This is a genomic window from Saccharopolyspora phatthalungensis (genome assembly GCF_014203395.1).
GTDB classification, from domain to species: domain Bacteria; phylum Actinomycetota; class Actinomycetes; order Mycobacteriales; family Pseudonocardiaceae; genus Saccharopolyspora; species Saccharopolyspora phatthalungensis.
This window is the reverse complement of the sequence record NZ_JACHIW010000001.1, coordinates 2,972,992-2,998,584: the sequence shown is the minus strand read 5'-3', so window position 1 is coordinate 2,998,584 and position 25,593 is coordinate 2,972,992. Positions and strand designations below refer to the sequence as shown.

Below are 25,593 nucleotides of genomic sequence, written 5' to 3'. Positions count from 1 at the left end.
GGGGAACCTTCCTGTCAGCGTGGCAGGAAGATTCCCCGGCTCTCCTCACCGGTCATTGTGCGCCGGAGCCGATTCGGAGACCCCGAACCGACCGCTGGTAATCGGGTGGCCACCGATGTCAACTGGTCCGGGCGGGACCGGCTTAGCGGTGGGGTGCCATCGCTTGGCGATTTCCCAAGAGGCGTTGATCAGAGCCTCGGCATGGGCGAAGGAATACGGTGACAGCCCCACCACCGATGGAGCGGGAACGACGTAGAGTTCGCAGCGCGTCGCATTCAACTGCAGGTCTAGTCGTGCAGCAGACACCATCGCCGCACCGAGTGCTGCCCCGTTGACTCCGCCGACCGACCTGGGTGGCGTCCTCGGCGGTGGCCAGGTCGCGATCGAACCGATTCCGCGTCTCGGGTGGTTGAATTCAAAAGGCTCGGTGCCCCCGCACGGGAGCACGAAAACACGTTCTGCGCCTTGCTCGACAGCGCGGCTTATCGGCATGAACGCAGCTGGGCCCCCATCGACCAGCCAGCGATCCCCGACCTTCACTGGCGGGAACATTCCGGGGATCGAGCACGAAGCCACTAGCGGCGGAAGCGCGGGGCCGCGCTCGAAGTACACGGGTTCGCCGGTGTCCAAGTCTGTTGCCGTCACGGTCAAGGGGATCTGCGCATGCTCCAACCGGCGAAACGGCAGGTTGTTGTGGAGCCAGCGCGCTAGACCGTGGTTGCTCATGACGTGGTTCGACAAACCGAGCTTCCCGGCAAGTATCCGCGTTGGCTGGATTGGGAATACGTCTGTGCGACGCATCGACACCCACAGCTCGCGGAGCTTTGCCGCACCGCGGGGCGTGGGGTCACCAGCGAGCCACGCAGCATTCAGCGAGCCCGCGGACGTCCCGACAAGCAAATCGGGTTCAACGCCGGCTTCGAACAATGCCGTAACCAGGCCAGCCTGGATTGCACCAAAAGTGGAGCCACCCGGCAAGACCCACGCCGTGCGCATCAGCATGTCCCTTCTGCTTTCGTCTTGACTCCGAGGCTAGCCGGGAAAATCGCCGCCACTAGTCAAGCGTCGCCGGGATCACCTCGACGGCGTTGTCGTTTCACCTCGGCGCGCCGCTTCTTACCCGCGAGGCGGCGCTGCTGCGAGCCCTTGGTCGGTTTGGTGCGCCGCCGCTTGGGAGCGGGCGGGGCAACGGATTCGGCCAGCAGGTTGGTCAACCGTTCCCGCGCAGCTTGTCGGTTGGCCAGCTGCGTTCGATGCTCCGAAGCCGAAACCGTGATCACGCCGTCGACAAGGCGACGGCCAAGTCGCTCCATCGCCCGCTGCCGCAGGAACTCGGGAAGTGACTGTGAGCGTGCGAGGTCGAAGGAAAGTTCGACTCGTGAGTCCGTCGTGTTAACACCTTGCCCACCAGGACCAGGAGATCGTGAAAAACGCTCGGAAAGTTCGGCAGCGGGGACGGTCCAGCGGCTGGTGACGGGCAAGTCTGCGGCCATACCAATCAGGGTGCCTCACGCCGCTTCGACACGACCCGCAGCGACACCCACTGGACAAATCGGGCCAGGAACCGCCCGAGCAGTTGAAGCATGGGAACCTTCCCGCCACGTCGGTGACAGGAAAGTTCCCATGCTTTCACTCCGCGCTGGCGATTACCGGGCTGGGCGCCAGTTGACCACGCCGCCGGGGACCGGTGCGTCGGAGTCGTACGGCGTGCGCGTGAAGATGAAGGTGTTGAGGTCGAGATGGGCCGGAACACCGTTCGCGTTCCGACCGACCCGTAGGATTTCTCCCGCGTAGTAGCCGTCCAGGCCAGTCCAGGTGCCGTCCGCGTTACCCCGGAATCGGGATGCTCGCCCGCGCCCCTGCCAGGGCGAAAGATCGAGCATGCCATCGGGGCGGACCCGCAACACATATGGCGTCGGACCCCAGTACCACTGGCCAGTGAGCTCCAGGAGTCGCAGGTTCACGTCACCCCGGGGCTCCCAAGGGGCCGGAATTCGTGGTTCATGCTCCGCAAGCAGGTCCAGCAGGTCAGTCGCGAACACACCTGTGACACCTGCTGTGGTGTTGGCCATGAAGATCACGCCAGTGGCCTCGGCGGGGTCTGCCCAGACGGACGCCAGGAAACCGGGCATCGAACCACTGTGTCCAGCCAACCGCCGTCCTCGGTGCCGGAGCAACTGGATCCCGAGCCCATATCCGCCTCGCCATTCGGGACCATCGTCGACCGCCCCGGGGAAGCGCATCTCGGAAACCGTGTCCGGGTGCAGCACCTCCCCGGTGTCTCCGGCCACGAAGCGCATCCACCTGGCCATGTCGTCGAATGTCGACCACAACTGGCCAGCAGGGGCCATCGCTCCGGCGTCGTCGGCCGGCTCCGGCAGCACCACGTCCGCCCACGGATGCACGGCGAACCCATCTGCGTGCGGCGCGACAGGGCGCAGAGTGGTGCGCTTCATTCCGAGCGGCTCGAGGATCTCGCGTCGCAACATCTCGTCCCAAGGTGCTCCACGCAGCCGGGACACCAGCTCCCCCAGCACACCGAAACCCACGTTGGAGTAGTGGAAGACGTGACGGGGTGGTGGACGAAGTGCGTGTTCGTCGATGTTGGACAGGAGTTCGTCGGCGCTGCCGCCTGGGGTTCGCTCCCACCACTGCCCGGCGGGTTCCGCAGACAAGCCACTTGAATGCGAAAGGATCTCGCCGATGTTCCTTTTTCCGATCGAAGTTCCCGGCACGTACTCGTCGAGCTTGTCGACGAGGTCGAGCCGACCTTCATCGCGAAGCCGCATCACCAGCACCGCGATGAAGGTTTTCGTGATCGAACCGATCCTGTATTGCGTGTCCGTTGTGGGGGGCTGTCCGGCGACCTGTCCACGGGCGTCCACCCAGATCGTCTCGCCGTCACGGATCAACCCAGCAATCAACGAGGGAACGCGGTTCTCACTCTGCTCCATCGCCAGACGTCGCAACAAAGCGCGCTGGGTGGAGGGCAGCAGACTCGTCATGCCCCCATGTTTCCACCCGGATAGAACGCGGGTGGGATCATTCGGGTGCCGCTGGTGGTAGTCAGCGCGTCCATGATGAGTGACAGGAAGGTTCCCATGCTCTCGCCGGGCCCTCAGCGTCGGCTGCGGCGGTTGACTCCGCGGGAGATCCCGACTTTCTCCGCCGGAAGCCGCACCGGAAGTTTCCCGATCATGACGAGTATCAAGATGAGCAGGGCCAGCACGATCCATCCGGTCCAGCCGAGAAGACCCACCGATGCATTGTCGACCGGATGCCCAGCCATGCTGAAGATGGTGGCCAAACCACCTGCTGTATTGAGGAATCCATGCGCGATCGCCGGCGGCCAGACACTTCCCGAAACGAGCCTGAGCCAGCCGAGCAACGTCCCCACCAGGGTGCAGAAACACACCATCATGATCAAAGCGACCACTATCGGGACCGTCGGGTAGTTGTAGCCGAGGATCAGCACGGGTGCATGCCAAAGCCCCCAGAGCACGCCAGTCGTGAGAAACGCACCAGGCTGACCGAGGGGCAGGAGCGCTTGAGTCAGGTAGCCGCGCCACCCCAGCTCTTCACCGAACGCCGGGATGGTCTGCAGCCAGCCCAACGCGAAGACTTGAGCGATTTGGGTGAGCGCAAGCGTCCCGGGTGATGTCTGAGGAGGCGAACCCTCCACTGCGGTACGGGACTGCTCGGCCAATCCGGAAAATCCCGTCCAGTCGGCTTGATACACCCCCAGCAGATAAGCCGACAGTAATGCGATGGTTACCGCCAGTGGTGGCCCTAACCAGGCAATCAGGACATATGACCACCACTTCTTGATGCCGCCCGGGTTGGTGATTCCGATGCTGCGCAGTAACTTCGGTTGCGGACTGATCCACTTGTTGACCACGAACGCCGCCGTTGCAGGCATGAACATCATGAGGACGAGAACGAGTGGCGACCAGGCCCACGACAGCCCTTCGCCGGTTAACCAGAGCGGCAAGGTCAGCAGCCACGCCGGGGCATAGGCAATCGCGACGAAACTGACAACGCCCCGGACATCGACACGTTCACTGTCGGTACTCACGTCGGCATTTTGCCAACTCTTGCTGAATGTCTGCTGAGTACCGGACAACGGCGAGCAATGGCGCTCGATACCTCAGCCGGAGACGATGAAGGGAACCTTCCGGTCTGCGGCCGACCGGAAGGTTCCCTTGCTGCGGTTTTGGCTAAAGTCAGGGGGTGCCCGGCAGCGGGGCTACCGGTAGACCCTCGTGGATTTTGGTCATCGCCGCGAACCAGGTTCGAGCCGGCACCTTGCCACCGTAGATGTTGCCGCCGCTCTTGCCGCAGAGGAACGGGGGGGCGTCACCACCGCTGTCACAGATGCCCTCAGGGCTGCTGCCGTCAGCGTAGGTGAGGACCGCGCCAGCCATCTGGGGCGTGGCGGCGAGGAACGCGGCGGACTTGTGCTCCTGGGTGGTTCCGGTCTTGCCGATCATGGGGCGGGTCCAGCCAGCGGCCTGCGCTGCCGTCCGGGACGTGCCGTCCGTGTCGTCCTTGCTCATCCCTTGGGCCAGCGCCGCCGCGACCTGCGGTGAAATGGCCTGCTCGCATGGGGCGTCGTTGAGCGGCAGCGGATTGCCGTGCCGGTCCTTGACCTCTTCGATCGGCGTCGGCGGGCAATAAACACCGCCACTCATGATCGTCGCGGCGACGTTGGACAACTCCAGCACGCTGGTTGGGGAGTACCCAAGGGTGAATGCGCCCCGGTTGCCTTTCTTGATCGCGTCCGCCTGGGATAGGCCGTTCGAACCGTCCGACTTCAGGGTCTGACCGCTGGTGTTGACCCTGTTCATGCCGATCCGCAGCCCCAGGCGCGAGGCCATGTCGACGACGTTGTTGAGACCGACCCTTTCCTGCAACGCCACGAAGGCCGTGTTCGGGGACGTGGCCAACGCCATCTGCAACGTCCGCGGCCCGGGTTGCACGCCCTCGGCGTTGTTGACGGTGTACGGGGCGGAACCGTTCTTGTACACGCGAGATGTGTAGGACGGCGGTACGTCGAGCGTTTCGAAGATGCTCATGCCCTGCTCGATCGCGGCGCCAGCGGTGAACACCTTGTAGATCGAGCCGGCGCCGAAGGGTTGCACCCTGCTGACGATGTCGTAGGCCGTCTGGCCTTTGCTCGAGTCGTTGCCGAAGTCGCGGTTGGCGACCAGTGCCCGCACCTTGTGTTTGTCCTTGCCAGGTTCAACGACCGCCATCGCGTTGGCGATGCCGTCGGTCTGGGTTGGCACCTGAGCTTCGGCGGCGGCCTTGGCCGCGTCCGTGGACTTGCGGTCGAGCGTGGTGCGGATGGTGTAGCCGCCGGTCTTCAGATTGTCGCTATCAATGCCGAGCCGCTCGAGGTAATCCACGACGTAAGTGCAGAAGAAACCGTCGGTGGTGCCGTCGCCGACGCCGATGCAGCCGTTCGGCGGGCGTCCGAGCGGCGACAGGACGCCCAGCGGTTCCCGCTTGGCGATCTCCGCGTCTTCCTTCGTGATGCGGATGTTGTTGTTCGGATCCGCCATCAGGTCGATCACGAGGTTGCGCCGCTGCATCGCGTCTTGCGGGTTGCTGTTGGGGTTCAGCGACCCGGGCTGATTCACGATCGCGGCGAGCAAAGCGGCCTGGGCGATGGTCAGCTTGTCGGGCGTGGTGCCGAAATAGGTCTGGGCGGCCGCACCGACGCCGAAAGTCTGGTTGCCGAAGGGCACCACGTTGAGGTATCCGGTGAGGATCTCCTCCTTCGACATGGTGTGCTCGAGTTCGACGGCGATCTTCGCCTCGCGAAGCTTGCGGGCGATCGTGGACTCCTTGGCCTTCTCGGCCTCCACCGCGTTGCTCGCCGCGACGTGCACGAGGTAGTTCTTCACGTACTGCTGGGTGATCGTGGACGCACCCTGCGCAGCTTCACCACTGCTGACGTTGGTCGCAAGCGCCCGCATGGTGCCGTGCCAGTCGACGCCACCGTGGTCCCAGAAGCGTTTGTCCTCAACCGCAGTGATCGCGGCCTTCATGGTGGCCGCGATTTGATTGGGCGGCGTTTCGATGCGGTAGTCCTTGAAGAAGTACGCAATCGGTTTGCCGTCCTTGTCCGTGACGGTCGACACCTGCGGCATGTCCCGCCTGGCCAAGGAACTCGACATTTTGGACATGGACTCGGTCGTTTGGTTGACCATCGCCCCGGCACCCGTCGCCATCGGCAGCAGCAACGCCGCCACCAGCACGCCGGCCAGGACGCACAGCCCGAACATCTTCAACAGCACGCCGCTGCGCACGCCAGCCCCAATCACCAAGTGTCCACACAACTTGACGACCGACTGCGGGTCGCAGTGCCCACCCAGGACCCGTCTCGCCAGTCCACCGACCGGCTGGAGAGCCTCCCGTCGACACTCGCCCTCGCGGAACCAGTCGGCACTTGCCTCTCTTTGCTGTCAGTCGGTTCGTTGATATCACATCCTCCGGTCGACGTGACGTTGCACCGAATGGCTTAGCCCGGAACAACTCCTCCACGATCCCAGATCAGATCACTACACTTGGTGACCACCGGAGTCGATCACGCGGAGGAAAAATGACCGACCCGTTCCTGGATTCCCTGGCCACCGCCCTTGCCGGCCAGGTCGCCACCGCGCTGGGCGCAGCCGGAACCCAGGCGCTGGCGAAAGTCCGCGAGCTCCTGCGCCGAAGGTCACAGAACGATCCCGAAACGAAGGCCGCGCTCGAAGCCGCAGAGCAGCCCTCAGCGGGACCGCCACAAATCACAGCCCTGGCCGAACGGTTGGATCAGGTATGCACCGAGGACGCCACGTTCGCCGATCAGCTGCACACACAGGGCGCTGAGGTGCACAAAGCAATTTCAGCCGCCGACGACAGCGTGGTGAACGTGAACAACGGCAAGGTCAACAACCTGGTCCAAGCCCGCGAGATCAAGGGCAACATCACGTTCAGCTAGCGCGCCGATCCGTCTCGTTCAATGCTGCCAAGTACTGGTTGTATGCGGCGAGCTCCGGATCCTCCTCAGCATCCACCGGCGCCGCTGGTGGCGGCACCAGCGGCCGCTTCCGGCGCGTCGCGGGCGCGGTCTCCGCATCACCAACCGATCCCTCGTGGGTCGCCGCTGCGGCGGTTTCCGGTTCTCCTTCGCCCAGGTGACGGTTCCCTTCCATGCGCATCAGCCGGATCCACAGGAAGATCGTGAACACACCGAATAGCGGCCACTGCAGGGCGTATCCGAGATTCTGAAAGCTTCCCCCGGCTTCGTGCGCGCGGTCCCATTGCCACACGGCCAGAAAACCGGTGGCGATCGTGGCCACGACGAACAGGACATGCAGAAGCAGCCAACGCGGGGTCAACAGGCTGCGGAACACACGTCGGATTCTAGGTGGTTCTGAGCCGCTGGGGCGGCGGGGCGTCGTCCCAGCTTGTTCACATCCACCTCCCGAAGTGCAATCCGCCCCGGTGGAAAACAAGCCTCACTTGTGTTCAAAAACACACCACTACCGCACCGGGCGGTGCCAGGAAGGTTCCCTTACTGCGCTGCAGGCATGCGCCTCCACCCGACATCGGCGGAGGAAGCTTCCCCTGCCCCGAACCTCCGTGAACGACAGCAAGGCGGACATGAGTGACAGGAAGGTTCCCATGCTGCGGCGCTCAGGTCCGATCGCGGGCGGCTGGACTGACACGGGTGACAGAAAGGTTCCCTTGCTCTCAGCACCTACGGGCCCAGCGGGCTGTGGCCAGGGGGAGGCAGACGGTGACGAGGATCGCCGCGATCGCGAAGGTCAGTGGATATCCCGACAGGGTGACCAGGATGCCGAAGCCGATCGAGCCGAGGCCCTGGCCCGCGTCGTAGGCAATGTTCCAGGCGGTGCTGGCAGGCCCGGACTCGGTTTGTTCGAACATCACGACCAGGGTGATGTTCTGCACCGCGCCGAACCCGGCTCCGAAGACAGCCGCGCCGAGCAAGGCCAACGGATCGGCGCCCCACGCTGCGACCGCCAGTACGCCGGTACCCAAGCCGCTCAGCACCACGGCAGGGACCAGTACCCGATGTTGGCCTAGCCGGTCGCCGAGTCGCCCTGCGACCCAACGGCCCAGCATCGTCGCGGCGCCGAAGGCCATCAGTGCTGCCGGGGCCACCGATCCGGCCACAGCCAGCGGCAGGAAGGCGACGAGGCCACCTGCCGCGACCGCTGCTGCGGTCATAACGGTCCAAGTCGGCAACAACGCGAGGGGGAACGCAGAGGTGCCAGCCGGCTCGGCGGCCCGGGCCCGCACTCGCGACATTCCCAGCACTGCGGCGGCCGCAGCCACAGGCAATGCCCCGGCGATCCAGAACAGCGGACCGAAACCGATCTGCTGGGTCAGCCACACACCAACTGGGAGGAAAAGAACATTCGGCAAGCCGACCGACAATCCGTAGAGGCCGGCTGCTCGGGCGCGTTGAGCAGCGGGTACGAGCTCGGCCACCAGTGCTGCACCAGTCACGGTGAGCAGACCGAAGCCGACTCCTCGCAAACCCGAAACGCCGAGCAACAGCCATAGCTCACGGGACAAAACGTACAGCGGGCTCGGTATGCCGATCAGCATCGTGCCCAACGCGAAAGCAACGCGGTGGTCCAGGCGCTTGAGCAGCCACGGCATGCTCAGTTGGGTAAGCACGGTGACGAGCATGAAGACGGCGTTCGTTGCGCCTGCCGCAACCTCACCCGCGCCTCCCTCGACCGCCCACAACGGGACGACCGGCAGCAGCAGCGCATACCCGGCGAAGCCACCTGCAGTTGCCGCCAGCAACAGTCGAAAAGACCGAAGTTGCAACGGTGTCCTGCCCCTGGTACCGGATTCGACCGAGACTCGCATCTGTTCTTAATAGGCCCGGCACCGGTCATCTGTCCATCCGGAGCCAAAGGCCCGAGATACCCACTTCTTTCCAATTTGCGGCTTTGGTGTAGATCGACTTGGCTGGGGCCGTTGCTGCGATGGCAAGGAGTTCCGCATGCACCGGATGCGAGCGCTGGCACTGACAACCGTGGTAGTGGGATCGGCGTTCGTTCCCACGACCGGCACCGCGCCGCTGCACGATGGCGGCCCCGCCACCGTGCAGCGAGGAACGACGCGAGAACCCCATCACCGAGCTCACCAGCTATGACGAACTCCTGGTCGAGCTCGATCGGATCAAACGGGTCAGCGCGGGGCGTATCGCGGTGGAAACCATCGGTCAATCCAGCCGCGGACGCGACATGTTCGTCGCGACTGTCGGCAGCGGCCCCAAGGTCGTGCTCATCGCTGCCGAAATCCACGGCAACGAGAAAACCGGCCCTGATGCCGTCCTGGAGCTGCTTGACTACCTGGGCACCTCGGATTCCAGTCGAGCCAAGCAGGTCCGCGATCAGCTGACCGTGGTGGCGATGCCGAAGATCAACCCGGACGGGTCGGCGCTAGACCGACGCGGTAACGACATGACCTGGCAGGAAGTGCAGGCACGCCTTCCGCAATTGCTGAATGCGCAGCCAGCGTGGAACTACTACACCGATACTCGGCAGGGCGACGACTACTCGCAACGGCCCGGTTTCGACATCAACCGCGACTACAACCCCAACCTCGATTACCAGCCGCAGGACTTCCCCGGTGCCAGCGATCAGCCAGGATGGTTCGTCAGCCCGGAGACGCAGGCGGTGCGCGACGTCTACCGCTCGTTGCAGGCGGAGTTCGGCGCAGTCGACACCTACATCGACCTGCACCACCAAGGCGCCTGCTACACGGTTGCCGGCACCGACCGGTACGTGACCATGAGCCTGTCCGGCAAGTTCGTCACCGACCCTGCCACTCCAGCTGGCGCCGAGTACGCCGATTTCGCCGACACTTACCGGCCGGAGTACTCCCAGCGACTCAACGTCGCCGCGTACAACGCACTGCAGGTCGCAGCTATCCAGAACCCCGACTTCGGCAACATCACGCTCTACCCGCAAGACATCGACCTGCCGTGCACCGGCCTCGGTTCGTTCCAGCTCAACGGCAGCGGCGCGGTGTTGTTCGAGGTGCGCGGCCAGACCCAGACCCTCGGTCAGCAGCATCGGGAGATGCTGACCCAAGCCGTCTACATCGGACTCGACGGAATCCTGTCGTCGATCGCCAGCGGCCAGGTCAACCAGCTCGATCCCGCCGCCTATGACCGGATTCCGCTGACCGACCGCGGCCAGCGAACCACAACTGACGTCACGGACTTTGAATTCTGACCAGGCGGCTCAGCCCACACCGGAACTCGCCGAGCGTCGTCTACACGGCGGCGAGCCCCACGCGGCGCAGACCCGATTCCTCGAATCGGTAGGGTTCGGCGATCAAGACGCCCCAGGGGCGAGAAACCGAACGCTGCGTGACAGGAAGGTTCCCATGCTGCGGAAACGCAGCCCGGCCACGAGCACGGATGACAGGAAGGTTCCCTTGCTTCGAGCGCACCCGGGTGGGGCGCGGGTAGAGATCAGAATGTGCCGGTCCGGGTTGATCGCTCGTGTGGTGGCGAGGCCCACAGCTCAGAGCAGCGTTCAGCAGCCCAATAACACAGTCATGCGATCCTGTGGGCCCAGTCGCGGTTCTGCAGTCCCTGCCCCGATCGCAAAGGTGCTTCTGACGTCCTCCGGCCTTGCAAGACGTGGCCCAAAAGCTCAGTTCGCGAGCTCGTCGAGCGCCGCCTGCGCTGCGGCGAGCTCCTCGCGCAGCTGTTCGACTCGGGCCCGCTGCTGTTCGCGGGCAGCATCGATCAGTGGCTCCACCGCCGCCGCAACGTCGGCGTGCAGCGCTTTCGCCGCCTGCGCCACAGCGTTCGCCGCGACCGGCGTCGAGCGCACTACGCGCTTCTTTCCGGTGCTGACCTCGACGCTCCACTGCCCTTCCTGGTCCGCTGTCAACGTCACCGTCGCACCACCGATCGGCTTCGCCTGCCGCGGTTTGCGTCGGGCCGCCGCACCTCCGGTCGGCTTCGCGGACGCCGAGGCAGTCGCCGGAGCGGGAGTGGAAGCCGCAGCGGCCCGAGGCTTCGCGGGAGCCGACGGCTTCGCCTGCCCAGCGACGGGCTTGGCCGGAGCAGCCGCCCGAGGCTTGGCTGCGGGTTTCGCCGGTGGCTCGGGTGGCGTTGTTCGCTTGCGGGACGGTTTGACCTTCGTGACCTCCGCGACCGAGAAGGACAGCACGTCTTTCGAACCGGCCGGGCGGACCTGGATGAAGTCGCCCTCGGCCGGTTCGCCGAGCGCGATGACCTTGCCGGAGCGGCCTTCCTGCACGCCCACGGCCGAACCGGTGAACCACACCGTCGGGGTGGTTCCGGCGGTCAGTTCCTCGCGGATTTCGCGCAGCTCGTCAGACGACAGCGGTGACATCGTCACCCCTTGCTCAAGGGCGAGCCCCGTTGGGGCTGTTCGACAGTGACAACACCACTATATCGAACGCTCGTGCGAAACTTCAACGGGATCGGCCGACGGTCGTCTCGTAGTCGGCCATGTCCGCTTTCCTGGTGCGCAGCCAGTACTTCCAGGTGAACCCGGGCCAGATGGCGCGGTTGACGCCGTTCTCGTCCAGGTACCAGCTCCGGCAGCCGCCGACCGACCACACCGCGCCGGCGAGTTTGGACTGGATCTCGGCGTTGAAGGAGTCCTGAACCGACTGTCGCACGTCGATCTGACTCACCTCGTCGCGGCAGATCGACCGCAGGAAGCCGAGTACGTAGTTGATCTGCGACTCGATCATGAACACGACGGAGTTGTGGCCGAGCCCCGTGTTGGGCCCCAGTAAGAAGAACAGGTTCGGGAAACCGGAGACGGCGATGCCGAGGTATGCCTCCATCCCGTTGCGCCAGGCATCTTGCAGCTTTCGCCCGTCGCGGCCGACGATGCTCAGGTGCGCGAATGCGTCGGTCACGTGGAAGCCGGTGGCGTAGATGATCGCGTCCACCGGGTGTTCCTGGCCGTCACCGGTGACCACGGATCGTGGCCGGACCTCCCCCACTCCACTGGTCACTAGGTCCACATTGGATCTGTTCAGCGCCGGGTAGTAATCACTGGAGAGCAGGATCCGCTTGCAACCCATGGCATAGTCCGGCGTCACGGCAGCGCGCACCCCCGGGTCCTTGACGACCTTGCGGATGTAGCGCTTGGACAACTGCTCGAAGAACCCGCCGAGGCGGCGATTGAACACCACGAAGTAGCGAGCCTCCAGCATCCAGTACAGTGCCGCGCGGGCAGCACGTTGGAGCAGTGGAACGCGGCGGAACCAGCGCTGGAAAACGCCCGGGATGGGCAGGTCGGGTTTCGGCTGGATCCACGGCGGAGTGCGCTGGAACAGGTGCAGCCGGGCGACTTTCGTAGCGATGCGCGGCACGAACTGGATCGCACTGGCCCCGGTTCCGATCACCGCAACCCGTTTGCCTGCGAGGTCGAGCTCGTGGTTCCACTCCGCGGAGTGGAAGACCTCTCCCGCGAAGCGTTCCACGCCGGGCAGTTCCGGATAGCTCGGGATGTGGAGGACACCGACGCCGGACACCAGCGCGCGGCCGACGTATTCGGTCCCGTCCGCCGTGGAGACCCGCCAGGCGCTGGCCTTCTCGTCGTACTCGGCGCCGGTGAACACCACGCCGTAGTGGATGTGGTCGCGCACCCAGTACTTATCCGCACAGTGCTGCAGGTAGTCAGAGATCTCGTCGTGCCTGGCGAACATCCGGGACCAGGCCGGGTTCTGCTCGAAGGAGAAGGAGTACATGAGGGACGGCACGTCGCAGGCGCAGCCGGGATAGGTATTGTCCCGCCAGGTACCACCGAGATCGACAGCCTTCTCCAGCACGATGAAGTCGTCGATCCCGGCCTGCTTGAGCTGGATCGCCATCCCGAGCCCGGCGAAACCGCTTCCCACGATGATCACTGAGGTTTGGTGTCTGCGCTGGTCCCGCGTTTGCCGTTGCACCTTCAGGCTCCTCCTCGGACACCGGCACGACTCGACTACCGCGCAGTAGCCTACTACGAGTAGGTTACTTGCGGTAGGGTGTTCCCCGTGGAGACACAGCAGGCAACGGCCGCCGGACGCAAGCGGTTGCCCCGAGCCGAGCGGGAACGGCAGATCCTCGCCGTCGCAGAGCACGTTTTCGCCGCCGACGGCTACCAGGGAGCGTCGATGGACGACATAGCGGCACGGGTCGGCCTGTCCAAGCCGATGCTCTACGAGTACTTCGGCTCAAAGGAGGGACTGCTGCTCGCCTGCCTGCAGCGGTCCAAGCGCGAACTGCTGAAAGCCACGACAGTGGCGGCCGCCGGAGCCAGCACGCCCGCGCAGCTGCTGCACGACTGCCTGCTGGCCTTCTTTAAGTTCGGCGACGAGTATGCCCAAGCCTGGGCGCTGCTGCGAAACGAGTCCGCGGTACCCAACGCTTCGGTGAGCTCCGAGCTGGAAGAGATCCGCACGCAGCAGATCGAGTTCACCGCCGGATTGCTGGGAACCTCGCGCGCCGACCTCGATCCGGTGCAGCTGGAGGCGTTCGCAGAGGCGATCATCGGCGCCTGCGAGCGACTCGCGTTGTGGCGAGACCGCCGCCCGGACATCACCGCGGAACAGGCAACCGAACACCTGCTGGCGCTGTTCGCCCCCAGCCTCGCCCAGAACCTCTAGCGCTACCCACTAAGCGGCGCCAGCCGCGCACGAGCACAGACACCTGGCTCTGCCGCGAATCCCCAAAGAGCCCGGATCGCAGCTGCGAGCATGGGAACTTTCCTGTCACTCACGTCTGGCCGAAGGGGTCCGTCTTTGCAGCATGGGAACCTTCCTGTCACTCACAGCCAGGCTGGGGTGACCTGCTTGGTGCAGTGGAGGCGGAAATGCCGGGTGTGGATGGCTGGGAACGATCGGGCGGTGGTGACAAGATTTCGTCGGCGAGTGCTTCGCATCCGCCCGCGTCGCATTCACTCGTTCAGGCGGTGTGCGGATCTTCGGGGTCAAGATCGTTGGGGGCTTCTCCGATACCGAGGCAGCCGTGCCAACAAATTCGACCCAAGGAGAACAAATCTTGCGTCCCTGGACCACGCGCACAGTACAGGCAGCCGTTGTGGCCGCGGGGTTCGCCGCAGTCGGGACAGGTGCCGCCTCTGCCTCGGAGAACGCCGAGATCCCCAAGCCTGACCTGTCGTCCGTTCCGGACGACGTCGGATTCCTCGCCCCGGTGAACGCCTGCCAGGCGCAGGACGGTCCCGGATACGGACCGACCAAGGCGCCGTGCGCGGACACCCAGCTGCACGCGAACACCCCGAATCTGGTCAAGAAGGTGGGCGCGGACATCACCACCACCGCATACGGGGTGGGTGGTGAACTGCAGGACGGCCGTCCGATGCTCACGCCCGGCAAGCCGAACCGAGTTCTCGGCCATGTCTTCGCCGAGACCACCCGCGCCGCGCAGCTCACCAAGACACGCCCCACCGTCGGCGGCTCGGTGATCCCCGACCACCTCGGCGTGGTCACCGAACGCGTGCCAGACGCTGCGCTCCTGAACACCGAGGTCGGACCGCGTCAGCCCGGTCACCAGGGCACCTCGGCGCTCGACACCGCGATCGACCTGACCGCCGCGCAGGGCTACGACACCGCACCGCTGACGGACCCCGTCGGCATGGTCGCTCCCACCCTGGCGAACAACCCGCTGCAAACCTCGGGTGAGCCGATGACCCTGCCACAACCGGAGAAGATCCTGCCGGCAACCGGCAAGCTGCCGGCTACGCCCAGGCTGGACAACAGCGTTAGCGCAACGGCGAAGGATGTCGCGAGGCAGGTCGCCGGCAGCGTCCCGCAGGCCCCGGTGCACCGAGTCACCGGACAGCTTCCGGCGACCGACAGCGTCACCGGCGTGCTGGGCTGATCGAAGATCGGATCAAGTGGTCCCGGAAGCCTTTCCGGGACCACTTTTGCGGGATGCGCAACAACGAATAATTCCATAATGGACTCTTCGTCTCATTGCTGGAGCTTGGCCGAAAACGGCCACCGGGGTTCGATCTTGCGAAACGCATGTCCCAGACGCTGCCGCGCGTTCGCTGGCCCGAGGGCAACGGCATTGAAAACAACGCCAGAGCGGTCCCGGTGCAGGCTTAAGGCGACAATGCCGCCGTAATCGGGGGTCGTCGTCCCGGCCCTTTCCCCGCAGGCCGACAAGTGGCTCAACGCGCCGTTCGTCGACCACCCCAAGGCCGGCTGACATATGACCGGCCGGAAGTGCGCACGCAGGCCGTCCCAGGTGGACCGGCCAAGCAGTGGTGCGACGACGTTGCGTCGCTAGCGCAGAACCCGACATGCTCACTGACGAGCTGCGGCGCGTCCGCAACGGGACTGCTTCGTCGCGATCTCCATCCACCGATACAGCGCGGACACGGTCGGGCCTTCGGCTGGGCGAAACGCCAGGTGTGACAACCGTGGCGCTCACCGACGACCCGGGCGCCGCCACTGGCAGGCGGCTCCGTCACGCCTGCTGCCTGGGCACCGCCGGGGTGAACGCGGTCGATGACCGTGTTCACCCCGGCCTGCATGCCTTGTCACGGACCGCTGCGGCGTCTACACCACCTTGCGCATCACGCTGCCGTAGCGGCCACGATCTCCACGTCGGGTTCGCCCATGTCGAACGGCTCTCCCGCCTCGGCCCGGTGAACCAGCGAGGTCGGCGGCTCAAACCGCGGCCCGTACCGTTCGGCCAGTTCCCTGGCGCGCGCGACGAATCCGGGCAGCCCGCCTGCGTAGCCGTTCATGTACTGCACGACTCCGCCGGTCCAGGCCGGGAACCCGATGCCGAGGATCGAACCGATGTTGGCGTCCGGCACCGACCGCAGCACGCCTTCATCGAGGCACTTGACGGTTTCCAGCGCCTCCACGAACAGCATCCGCTCCTTGAGATCGGTCAGGCTCACCTCGGCCGGGTTGCGCCCGGACGCGCCGAAATGCTCGACCAGCCCTGGCCACAGCCCGACCCGCTTGCCGTCGACGTAGTCGTAGAAACCCGCGCCGCTGGAACGTCCCTTGCGATCGAACTCGTCGACCATGCGGTCCAGCACCCGCTCCGCAGGGTGGGGGGTCCAGGTTCCACCGGCAGCCTCAACGGCCCGCTTGGTCTCGTCGCGGATCTTGCGCGGCAGCGTCAAGGTCAGCTCATCGAACAGCTGCAAGACGGGGGCCGGGAATCCGGCCTGCGCTGAGGCCTGCTCGATGGACGCCGGGTGAATGCCTTCGGCGAGCATCGACACGCCTTCGTTGACGAAGGTGCCGATGACCCGGCTAGTGAAGAAGCCGCGGCTGTCGTTGACCACGATGGGCGTCTTGTTGATCTGCTGAACCACGTCGAACGCGCGCGCCAGAGCGCGGTCGCTGGTGTGCTCGCCGCGAATGATCTCCACGAGCGGCATCTTGTCGACCGGGGAGAAGAAGTGCAGGCCAATGAAGTCCTCCCGGCGGCGCACGCCCTCGGCGAGGCTGGTGATCGGCAGCGTGGAGGTGTTGGAGGCGATCAGCGCGTCACCGTCGACGACATCCTGCACCTCCGCATACACCTGCCGCTTGATCTTCGGGTCCTCGAAGACGGCCTCGATGACCAGGTCGCAGCCGGTCAGCGGCTCAAGCTGGTCGGTGGGCGTGATCCGGGCCAGCAGTTCGTCGGCCTCGTCCTGCGTGGAGCGGCCCTTGGCAATGGCCTTCTCCAGGAGCTTCACCGAGTACTCCTTGCCTTTCTCAGCCGCAGCCAGGGAGATGTCTTTAAGCACGACCTGCATCCCGGCCTTGGCGCACACGTAGGCGATGCCCGCGCCCATCATGCCACCGCCGAGCACCGCGACCTTCTTCGCTTGCCAGGCGGGTTCGCCGATGGGTCGGCTCCCGCCGGAGTTGATGTGCTGGAGGTCGAAGAAGAACGCCTTGCTCATGTTCTTCGCGGTTTGGCCGCAGACCAGGTCCACGAAGTAGCGGCCCTCGATGGTGAGCGCCGTGTCGAAGTCGACTTGAGCGCCCTCCACTGCGGCGGCCAGGATGTTGCGCGGCGCGGGCAGCGGTGCGCCTTTGAGCTGCTTGCGGAGGTTGGCCGGGAACGCCGGGAGATTGGCGGCGAACTTCGGATTCGATGGGTCGCCGCCGGGAATCTTGTGTCCGGGGCGGTCCCAGGGCTGCGTCGCCTGGGGGTTGGCCTTGATCCAGTCCTTGGCGGCCGTCAGGAGCTGTTCCGGCGAGTCGACCAATTCGTCGATGATGCCGATCTCCGCGGCCTTCGCCGGAGCCAGCCGTTGGCCCTGTAGCAGTACGTTAAGCAGCGCGTCGGCAATGCCCAGCATGCGAACGGTGCGGACGATGCCGCCCCCTCCGGGCAGCAGGCCGAGGGTGACCTCGGGGAGACCGAAGCGGGCGTTGGGATTGTTCAGCGCGATGCGGTGGTGACAAGCCAGCGCGATCTCCAGCCCGCCGCCCAGTGCGGTGCCGTTTAGCGCTGCGACCACCGGCACGCCGAGCGTTTCGAGGCGGCGCAGCCCCCGCTTGATGCCGGTGGTGATCTCGTTGACCAGCTCGGCGTCGCCGGTCCGGGCCCGGATCAGGTCCCGCAGGTCACCGCCGGCGAAGAAGGTGCTCTTCGCCGAGGTGAGGACCACGCCGGTGATGTTGTCGAGCTCGGATTCCAGGCGCTGCAGGGTTTGTTCCATGGCGCGCCGGTAGCGCTCGTTCATGGTGTTGGCCTGCTGCTTCGGGTCGTCCAGGGTCAGCACGACGATGCCGTCGGCGTCGGACTCCCAGCGGATGGTGTGCTGCTCGCTCATGTGTGATGTGTCCTTCAGCCGATCCGTTCGACGACAGTCGCAATCCCCATACCGCCGCCAATGCACAGCGTGACCAGGCCGTAGCGCAGGTTGCGGCGTTCCAGCTCGTCAATGAGGGTGCCCAGGATCATCGCCCCAGTGGCGCCCAGCGGGTGGCCCATGGCAATGGCCCCGCCGTTGACGTTGACCTTCTCGTGGCCGACACCGAATTCCTTCATGAACTTCAGCGGCACCGAAGCGAAGGCCTCGTTGATTTCGATCAGGTCGATCTGGTCGATGCTGAGATCGGCCTTGCCGAGCGCTTTGCGCACAGCCGGGCCGGGGCCGGTCAACATGATCGTCGGGTCGGCGCCACTGAGCGCTGCGGCGACGATCCGGGCGCGCGGGCGCAGCCCGGTGCGCTCGCCAAGGGACTCGCCGCCGATCAACACCAGCGCGGCGCCGTCGACGATTCCGGAGGAGTTGCCGGCGGTGTGCACGTGGTCGATGCGCTCCACCCAGTGGTACTTCTGCAGCGCAAAGGCGTCGAACCCACCGAGTTCGCCGATATCGCCGAATGACGACTTCAGCTCGCCGAGGCTGTCCACGGTGGTGTTCGCGCGGATGTGTTCGTCGCGGTCGAGGATGGTGATGCCATTGCGGTCGGTGACCGGCACGACCGAACGGGCGAAGCGGCCGTCGGCCCATGCCTTGGCGGCGCGGGTCTGCGACTCGGCGGCGAAGGCGTCCACAGTGGTCCGGTCGAAACCCTCGATGGTGGCGATGAGGTCGGCGCCGATGCCCTGCGGCACGAAGGAGGTGGCGAAGTTGGTCTCGGGGTCCATCGCCCAGGCGCCGCCGTCGGAACCCATGGCGACCCGGGACATCGACTCGACGCCTCCGGCCAGCACGGCGTCCTCCCAGCCGGAGCGCACTTTCTGGGCGGCGATGTTGACCGCTTCGAGTCCGGACGCGCAGAAGCGGTTGAGCTGCACGCCGCTGACGGTCTCGGGCAGGCCCGCGGCCAGCGCTGCGGTCTTGGCGATGTCGCCGCCCTGGTCGGCGACCGGCGAGACCACGCCCAGCACGATGTCGTCGATCAGTGCGGGATCCAGCTGCGGATGGCGCCGCTGCAGTTCCCGGATGAGGCCCACGACCAGGCTGATCGGCTTGACCCCGTGCAGCGACCCGGTTTTCTTGCCGCGACCGCGTGGTGTGCGGATCGCGTCGTAGACGAACGCCTCGGACATGTGTGGCGTGCCTCCTCATTGCGGCGGGTGCTCCACACAAAGTGTGACACCGACACTGTCACAGTCAATGGCCGACGGCGCCTGCCGAGTGGTCAGTTGCACCCTTGCGGGGGGTGGTGGCGCGAGCATGGGAACCTTTCTGTCATCGCTTGCGGCTCCGGATCCGCGCGTCTGACGAGAGCAAGGGAACCTTCCTGTCACACGCAGCCCGGGCGAGCCCAGCGACAGCCTTTTTCCGCGAAGATCACGTCTCCGGTGCACGGCACCCGCGCCGGCGGCCGGCCCGTGTGCCACGCCGCCTCGCTGACGAGGGCTGTCCTGCGCTACACCGAAGCGGCGTTGGCCGGACGGGAGTTCCTCGCGAAGTAGGCTCCTTCGCGGAAGGTTCTTGGCCCGAGCACTGCCACGACCATGTACATCGCCGATGACGCGGTGTAGCTCGCAAGATGCGCGAGATTCGTCCATTCAGGACAAGAGGCGACCCCGTTCCTTTACCGACCGCCGACCGGGCCGGATCGAGCCCTCCGCAGACCTGCGCGCGCCGATACAAAGTGACAGGAAGGTTCCCATGCTCGCGCCCTGCCAGGAGCTCTGGCGGGGGCGGCTGGCGATGCCGGGTCCTGCTCGCGGCAGCAGGAGGAAAGGTGCCCGAACGCCAGCAGGCCGAAGTAGTCGCCTCCGCCGGAGTAGTGTCCCTCCGGGGCCGAGGAGCCCGTCCGGTTCAGAGAGTTGAAGGAGTGCTTGGCAAAAATCACTGGCTGAAGGCTCTGGGATCCCTTTAGAGTCCCTTTGTGATCACGCGTTTGAACGGCTGGTGGCCGGCCTCCTAGGCGGCCTCTGTTCTTGCGCGATATGACAACAGCCGCCTCGACGGGGCCACCGTTGTCATGTCGAGATACGCGGCCTCGCCGGGTACGGCCGACTACCCGAGGAGTGCTGTGACATCGACACCGCCCCCTACCGCCGCCGCGACCGACTCCCCTCGCGCAGCAAGCCCAGTCACGCGTTCATGGGCTGAATTACTTTCCGGCCTGCTCGATGGCCGAGACCTGACCGACGCGAACACAGCGTGGGTCATGGATCAGGTGGTCCGCGGCGAGGCGACAACCGCCCAGATCGCTGGTTTCCTGACCGCGCTTCGGGCCAAAACCGAGACCAGCTCAGAGGTTTGCGGCCTGGTGAATGCTCTCGCCAGGTACGGCACGAAGGTCACGATCCCGGGACCGACCGTCGACATTGTCGGCACCGGGGGCGATCGTACCGGCGCGGTCAACATTTCCACGATGGCCGCCATCGTCGCGGCCGCCACCGGGGTGACCGTCGTCAAGCACGGCGGCCGAGCCGCGTCATCGTCTTCGTGCGGCGCGGCCGACCTGGTGGAACAACTCGGCGTATCGCTGGAACTGACCCCGAGTCAGGCCGCGCGGATAGCGGCCGAGGCCGGCATCACGTTTCTATTCGCGCCGATCTACAGCCCAGCTCTGCACCACGTCGCCGCCGTGCGTCGGGAACTCGCGGTACCGACGGTCTTCAACATCCTGGGGCCGGTGATCAACCCCGCAAATCCTGGGCATCAGGTGGTCGGCGTCGCCGATGCGAGGATGATGCCGGTGCTCGCCGACGTCCTAGCGGCACGCGGCTGCTCCGCCTTGGTCGTCCGGGGTCAGGACGGTCTCGACAAGCTCACCACGGCGGCCACCTCCCAGGTCTGGATAGTGCGCGATGGCATCGCGAGGGCGACTCTGCTCGACCCTCGTGAACTGGGTGTTCCTCGCGTCGAGCCCGCAGCGCTGCGCGGCGGCGGGGCGGCCAGCAACGCCCGCATCGTCCGAAATCTGCTCAACGGGCAACACGGGCCGGTGCGTGATGTGGTACTCCTCAACGCCGCGGCAGCTCTCGTGGCCGTCGCCCCTTCCGGAGCCTGCCTCATCGAGCAACTCGCCGCTGGGATGGCGCAGTGTGCCGAAGCCGTCGATTCCGGAGCAGCCAAGGCGACTTTGAATCGGTGGATCACCGTGACTCGCGAGACGACCAAAGCCGACACATGATCTCGCGCGGCATCTTCAGTCCTCGCTTACCAGTCAACATTGCTTGATACGGCGTTAGAAAGATGCGGGCCGGCAATCGACCACGCATGGCCCTCGGTCAGCCGCGCAGCAGCGTTTCGACGCCCTGACCCCGGATCGACGCGTCGAGCACTTGCGCGGTGTGCGCCATCGCGAGGTGCTCACCCCGGCGCTCCAGTGCGGTGCGAATCTGCATCGAACACCCGGGGTTCGCCGTCACCAGCAGCATCGCCCCGGTGTCCAGCACGTTCTCGGCCTTGCGGTCGCCCAGTTCACGCGCGGCCTCCGGTTGGAGCAGGTTGTAGACCCCTGCGGAACCACAGCACAGTTCACCGCGGTTGATCTCCCGCACCTCCAGTCCGGGGATCGCCCGCAGCAGTTCTCGCGGCTGCGATCGGATACCTTGCCCGTGCGCCAGATGGCAGGCGTCGTGGTAGGCGATCCGAACGGGCAGCGGGTGCCGCTCTGCGACGGGGCCGAGTTCGACGAGTACTTCGGCGATATCGCGCACCCGAGCGGAGAACCGCTCCGCGCGCTCGGCGTATTCGGGGTCGTCTTGCAACAGGCGCGGGTACTCCTTCAACGTGGAGCCGCAGCCAGCCGAGTTGACGACGACATAGTCCACACCGGATTCCTCGAAGGTGTCCATCAGGTCGCGGGCGAACTTGACCGCTTCGGCTTCGCGCCCGGCGTGCTCGCTGAGCGCGCCGCAGCACCCTTGCGCTGGTGGGATCACGACGTCGCAGCCTTCGGCGGCGAGGATGCGGGCCGTTGCCGCGTTGACGTCGGGGAAGAAGGCGCTCTGCACGCAGCCGGTGATCATCCCGACGACCGCGCGGCGCTTGCCCCGTGCGGGGACCCGGTGCCCCAGCTTCGGCACCCGGGTGATCGGCGGCGCCAGGGACTCCATCACCTGTAGCCCCGCCGGCAGCTTCGCCAGCAGTCCGGACCGCTTGAGCAGGGCTCCGATGCCGAGCCGCTGGTAAAGCGCGAGCGGTCCGCGCATCGCTTTGAGGCGACGCGGGTACGGGAACAGCGTGAAGATCGCCGTGCGCAGTAGTCGTTCCCAACGGCCGCGTTGGTGATGCCGCTGGACCTGCGCCCGCGTCTCGGTGATCAGCGTGCCGTACTGCACCCCAGACGGGCAGGCGGTCACGCACGCCATGCAACCAAGGCATGCGTCGAAGTGCCCGACCATGGAGTCGGTCAGGGGCTCGCCTTCCAACCCCTCCTTCATCAGGTAAATGCGTCCGCGCGGCGAGTCCATCTCCTCGCCCCACAGGTCATAGGTCGGGCAGCTGGGCAAGCAGAATCCGCAGTGGACGCAGTCGTCGACGAGCTCGCGCTGCGGCGGGTGCAGGGCGTCGAAGGCGCCCGGGCGGGCGGGGGTCTCGCTCATCAGATTCCTCCCACGAACCGGCCAGGGGCGAGCCGGTGCTCCGGATCGAACTGGTCCTTGGTCCGACGCATCAGCGTCAGCAAACCGGGTGCGATCGGCCCCCAAAGGTCGATGACGGCATCCTGCGGCGCCCGGACCAGCACCGCGTACTCGCAGGCAGCGCGTAGTGACTTGACGAGTTCGGCGATGGCGGCCGCATCGGCATCGCCGGGCAACCCGGCGTGCAGCACGCCGAGCCCAGCGGCGCCACGGATCGCCAACGGCAGGCCGCTCGTCGCGGCAGCTTCTTGCGCAGCGGTGAGGAGCTGGGGAAGCGCCGTCGGTTCGGCGCCCAGGCGCAGGCCGATGCCGTTGTCCGGGTCGAAGGGGTAGCGGCCCCACCACGACGGAGCCTGCTCCAGCACCTCTGCGCCGTGCCCGAGGGCGGCGGCGAGCTTGAGCGCGCGATCGTGCGTGGCGGAGGGCCTGCCTTCGAGCTGCGCGCACACCGTGATCGGCCCGTCGGGTTCGGCCCGGTCGAGTTCGATGGCGGTGGCCATCGCCTGGGAGTGGCGCACGACGTCGGCGGCGGCCGCCGAATCCTCGTGGGTATCGGCGGTGATGGTGATCCAGCGGTGTTCTGCGGCGACCGGGTGCAACCGGAACACCGCCTCGGTGATCACGCCGAGCGTGCCGAAGGAGCCGGTGTAGAGCTTGCCGAGGTCGTAGCCGGCGACGTTCTTGACGACCTTGCCGCCCGCGGTGGTCACCGTGCCATCGGCCCGCACGACCGTGATGCCGATGAGCAGGTCGCGCACCCCGCCGAAAAGGTGCCGACACGGTCCCGCGGTGCCGGTGGCGATGACACCGCCCAGCGTCGCGGTCGGCAGCGGCTGGTCGATCGCCAACTGCTGCCCGGCGGCGCAGACCGTGTTGTTGACCTTGGCGATCGGAGTTCCCGCCAGCGCATGCACCACTAAGTCGCCCGCGGCGTGGTCGACAACATCGTCGGCGGCCGACACATCGAGCAGCAGATCCACCGCGCCCGGCGCCCTGCCCCAGTCGAGTTTGCTGCCCGACCCTCTGGGCACCACGCGCAGGCCGTGCTCGGCGGCGATCCGCATCGCTATCGACGTCCGCTCGGTTCCGTCCACAGTGGCCACCCATTGCGGATGGACGCCGGACACGGCGTCGGCCTTCGTCGCTTCCCGCACGCAGTCGGCGCCCAGCGCGGCGACCAGTGCTTCGTGCGCGGTGTCCTTCGTGGTTGTGGGCATCAGAACTGGTCCGCCAATCCCGCTTCGGTCAGTGGGTGCACGCCACGCCGGGGCCCGGGCACCTCGCCGCAGAGCCTCGGCGTCGGGAAAACCTTGCCCGGGTTGCAGATCCCGACCGGGTCGAAGGCGCAGCGCACGCGCTGCATGGTGTCGAGGTCGTCTGCGGTGAACATCCGGCCCATGTACTTGACCTTGTCCGCACCGACGCCGTGTTCGCCGGTGATCGAGCCGCCGTGCTCGATGCACAGATCGAGGATCGCGGCGGAGACGGCCTCGGCCCGCTCGTTTGCGCCCGGTTCGGCATCGTCGAAGAGCACCAGCGGGTGCAGGTTGCCGTCGCCGGCGTGGAAGACGTTCGCGACCCGCACGCCGGATTCGGCCGACAGCCGGGAGATGCGGCCGAGCACCTCGGGCAGCGCGGTGCGCGGAATCACCCCGTCTTGCACGATGTAGTCGGGGCTGATGCGGCCTACTGCAGCGAAGGCGGATTTGCGTCCTTTCCAGATCATTGCCCGCTCGTGGTCGTCCGCGGCGACCCGGATTTCGAACGCACCGTGCTCGTCGCAGTGCCGCTTGACCTCGTCGAAGGTGTGCTCGACCTCGGCGGCCGGGCCGTCCAGTTCGACGACCAGCACCGCCCCCGCGCCTTCCGGGTAGCCGCACTGCACGGCCTGTTCGGCGGCCTCGATGGCCAGCGCGTCCATCATCTCGATCGCCGCCGGCGTGACCCCGTCGGCGATGATCGCCGACACCGCCGCACCCGCCTCGTCGGTCGACGGGAACCCCGCCAGCAGGGTCTGCACCACCTCGGGTTTACGCAGGAGCCGCACGGTGATCTTGGTGGCCACGCCGAGCGTGCCTTCACTGCCGATGAACGCGCCCAGCAGGTCGTATCCGGGAGTGTCGCGCGCCGTGCCGCCGAGTTCGACGAAGTCGCCGTCCGGCGTGACCACTTCCAGCGCGAGGATGTGGTTGGTGGTGAAGCCGTACTTCAGGCAGTGTGCGCCGCCGGAGTTCTCCGCGACATTGCCGCCCACCGAGCACACCTGTTGGCTGGAGGGGTCGGGTGCGAAGTAGTACCCCTGCGCGGCGACAGCTTTCGTGACGTCGAGATTGGTGACGCCGGGTTCCACGACGGCCCGCTCATTGGCGAGGTCGATCTCCAGGATTCGCCGCATCCTCGAGGTCACGACCAGCACGCCCGAAGCGTGCGGCAACGCCCCGCCGGACAGGCCCGTGCCGGATCCTCGGGCCACGAACGGGACCTGGTGCTCGGCGCAGATCCGGACGATCTCGCGGACCTGCTCGGCGGTCTCCGGCAGCACCACGACGGCGGGCACGACCCGATAGCTCGCCAGCCCGTCGCACTCGTAGGTGCGCAGTCTCTGGGGATCGGTGATCACCGCGTTCGGCGGCAGTGCCGCGTGGAACCGCTGAACGACTTGATCGAGCGCGCGCCGTACGAGCGCTGTTTGCTCGGCTTCGACGCTGGTCGACTGCATGCTCAGCCTCCCGGGTGAATTCCGTTTTACGGAAAATCCGTTCCGGTCATCGGGAACCATAGGTTGTTCACAACATAGATACAAGAGTCGGACAACTTGGCCTCTTCGTCCCGATTGTGCCCCGTGGCCCGGATTCGAGACGATCTTTCGCGGACTTCGCTCCGAACCGGCAGGCACCCGTAAGAGAGGCCCCCAGATGCCGAGCGCTTCCGAACGCCGTCCAGGAGACGCTGTGCCCCTTCGAGGCGCAAGTCCAGCAAGCCGATCAGTTGCGCAGCGCCGCGGGGTTACGTGATCGCAGGAA

General features: G+C 66.1%; 19 protein-coding genes. 5 read left to right on the top strand and 14 right to left on the bottom strand.

Annotation, left to right across the window (positions count from 1 at the left end; all coding sequences use genetic code 11):
- Window positions 1-45 precede the first annotated feature (45 nt).
- The 5 genes from BJ970_RS13820 to BJ970_RS13800 all read right to left on the bottom strand — a co-directional run bounded on the left by BJ970_RS13820 (window position 46) and on the right by BJ970_RS13800 (window position 6,314).
- Window positions 46-1,002: a patatin-like phospholipase family protein gene (locus BJ970_RS13820; protein ID WP_246470844.1), complete on the bottom strand. Its 957-nt coding sequence runs from the start codon at window positions 1,000-1,002 to the stop codon at window positions 46-48.
- Window positions 1,003-1,058: 56 nt separating this feature from the next.
- On the bottom strand, window positions 1,059-1,493 hold the full coding sequence (gene arfB, locus BJ970_RS13815; RefSeq protein ID WP_184726638.1) for an alternative ribosome rescue aminoacyl-tRNA hydrolase ArfB: 435 nt from the start codon (window positions 1,491-1,493) through the stop codon (window positions 1,059-1,061).
- A gap of 153 nt (window positions 1,494-1,646) precedes the next feature.
- Window positions 1,647-3,005, bottom strand: a complete 1,359-nt coding sequence (locus tag BJ970_RS13810; RefSeq protein ID WP_184726637.1) for a serine hydrolase domain-containing protein — start codon at window positions 3,003-3,005, stop codon at window positions 1,647-1,649.
- Window positions 3,006-3,118: 113 nt separating this feature from the next.
- Complete coding sequence (locus tag BJ970_RS13805; protein ID WP_184726636.1) at window positions 3,119-4,075, bottom strand: CPBP family intramembrane glutamic endopeptidase; 957 nt, start codon at window positions 4,073-4,075, stop codon at window positions 3,119-3,121.
- Between the two features lie 148 nt (window positions 4,076-4,223).
- Window positions 4,224-6,314, bottom strand: a complete 2,091-nt coding sequence (locus tag BJ970_RS13800; RefSeq protein WP_184726635.1) for a transglycosylase domain-containing protein — start codon at window positions 6,312-6,314, stop codon at window positions 4,224-4,226.
- A gap of 293 nt (window positions 6,315-6,607) precedes the next feature.
- On the opposite strand from BJ970_RS13800, the gene BJ970_RS13795 reads away from it, so the two are divergent.
- Window positions 6,608-6,988: a hypothetical protein gene (locus BJ970_RS13795; protein ID WP_184726634.1), complete on the top strand. Its 381-nt coding sequence runs from the start codon at window positions 6,608-6,610 to the stop codon at window positions 6,986-6,988.
- On the opposite strand, the gene BJ970_RS13790 is transcribed toward BJ970_RS13795, so the two are convergent.
- Both BJ970_RS13790 and BJ970_RS13785 read right to left on the bottom strand, forming a co-directional pair.
- A complete protein-coding gene (locus BJ970_RS13790; protein ID WP_312864241.1) occupies window positions 6,981-7,349 on the bottom strand; it encodes a hypothetical protein in 369 nt (122 codons plus the stop codon). The genes BJ970_RS13795 and BJ970_RS13790 overlap by 8 nt on opposite strands.
- 394 nt (window positions 7,350-7,743) lie before the next feature.
- Window positions 7,744-8,829, bottom strand: coding sequence for an MFS transporter (locus tag BJ970_RS13785; protein ID WP_246470842.1), 1,086 nt, complete (start codon window positions 8,827-8,829; stop codon window positions 7,744-7,746).
- 287 nt (window positions 8,830-9,116) lie between these two features.
- On the opposite strand from BJ970_RS13785, the gene BJ970_RS13780 reads away from it, so the two are divergent.
- Window positions 9,117-10,271, top strand: a complete 1,155-nt coding sequence (locus tag BJ970_RS13780) for a M14 family zinc carboxypeptidase (RefSeq protein WP_184726631.1) — start codon at window positions 9,117-9,119, stop codon at window positions 10,269-10,271.
- 426 nt (window positions 10,272-10,697) lie between these two features.
- Here BJ970_RS13780 and BJ970_RS13775 read toward each other — a convergent pair whose 3' ends face one another.
- A complete protein-coding gene (locus tag BJ970_RS13775) occupies window positions 10,698-11,408 on the bottom strand; it encodes a DUF6319 family protein (protein WP_184726630.1) in 711 nt (236 codons plus the stop codon).
- A gap of 82 nt (window positions 11,409-11,490) precedes the next feature.
- Complete coding sequence (locus tag BJ970_RS13770; RefSeq protein WP_184726629.1) at window positions 11,491-12,984, bottom strand: flavin-containing monooxygenase; 1,494 nt, start codon at window positions 12,982-12,984, stop codon at window positions 11,491-11,493.
- Between the two features lie 87 nt (window positions 12,985-13,071).
- Between BJ970_RS13770 and BJ970_RS13765 the strand changes: the two genes are divergently transcribed.
- Together BJ970_RS13765 and BJ970_RS13760 are read left to right on the top strand one after the other, a co-directional pair.
- On the top strand, window positions 13,072-13,683 hold the full coding sequence (locus BJ970_RS13765; protein ID WP_184726628.1) for a TetR/AcrR family transcriptional regulator: 612 nt from the start codon (window positions 13,072-13,074) through the stop codon (window positions 13,681-13,683).
- 394 nt (window positions 13,684-14,077) lie between these two features.
- Window positions 14,078-14,917: a hypothetical protein gene (locus BJ970_RS13760; protein ID WP_184726627.1), complete on the top strand. Its 840-nt coding sequence runs from the start codon at window positions 14,078-14,080 to the stop codon at window positions 14,915-14,917.
- A 703-nt stretch (window positions 14,918-15,620) separates the two neighbouring features.
- Here BJ970_RS13760 and BJ970_RS13755 read toward each other — a convergent pair.
- A complete protein-coding gene (locus BJ970_RS13755; protein WP_184726626.1) occupies window positions 15,621-17,837 on the bottom strand; it encodes a 3-hydroxyacyl-CoA dehydrogenase NAD-binding domain-containing protein in 2,217 nt (738 codons plus the stop codon).
- A 14-nt stretch (window positions 17,838-17,851) separates the two neighbouring features.
- Window positions 17,852-19,066, bottom strand: a complete 1,215-nt coding sequence (locus BJ970_RS13750) for an acetyl-CoA C-acetyltransferase (RefSeq protein ID WP_184726625.1) — start codon at window positions 19,064-19,066, stop codon at window positions 17,852-17,854.
- Window positions 19,067-20,004: 938 nt separating this feature from the next.
- Between BJ970_RS13750 and trpD the strand changes: the two genes are divergently transcribed.
- Window positions 20,005-21,114: an anthranilate phosphoribosyltransferase gene (gene trpD, locus BJ970_RS13745; protein ID WP_312864240.1), complete on the top strand. Its 1,110-nt coding sequence runs from the start codon at window positions 20,005-20,007 to the stop codon at window positions 21,112-21,114.
- A gap of 97 nt (window positions 21,115-21,211) precedes the next feature.
- On the opposite strand, the gene BJ970_RS13740 is transcribed toward trpD, so the two are convergent.
- From BJ970_RS13740 to BJ970_RS13730, 3 genes are read right to left on the bottom strand one after another with little or no spacing between them, the layout of a single operon-like run.
- Window positions 21,212-22,531, bottom strand: coding sequence for a (Fe-S)-binding protein (locus BJ970_RS13740; protein ID WP_184726623.1), 1,320 nt, complete (start codon window positions 22,529-22,531; stop codon window positions 21,212-21,214).
- Window positions 22,531-23,787: an FAD-binding oxidoreductase gene (locus BJ970_RS13735; RefSeq protein ID WP_184726622.1), complete on the bottom strand. Its 1,257-nt coding sequence runs from the start codon at window positions 23,785-23,787 to the stop codon at window positions 22,531-22,533. The genes BJ970_RS13740 and BJ970_RS13735 overlap by 1 nt, the downstream gene beginning before the upstream one ends.
- Window positions 23,787-25,289: an FAD-linked oxidase C-terminal domain-containing protein gene (locus tag BJ970_RS13730; RefSeq protein WP_184726621.1), complete on the bottom strand. Its 1,503-nt coding sequence runs from the start codon at window positions 25,287-25,289 to the stop codon at window positions 23,787-23,789. Before BJ970_RS13730 ends, BJ970_RS13735 begins: the two co-directional genes overlap by 1 nt.
- Between the last annotated feature and the right edge of the window lie 304 nt (window positions 25,290-25,593).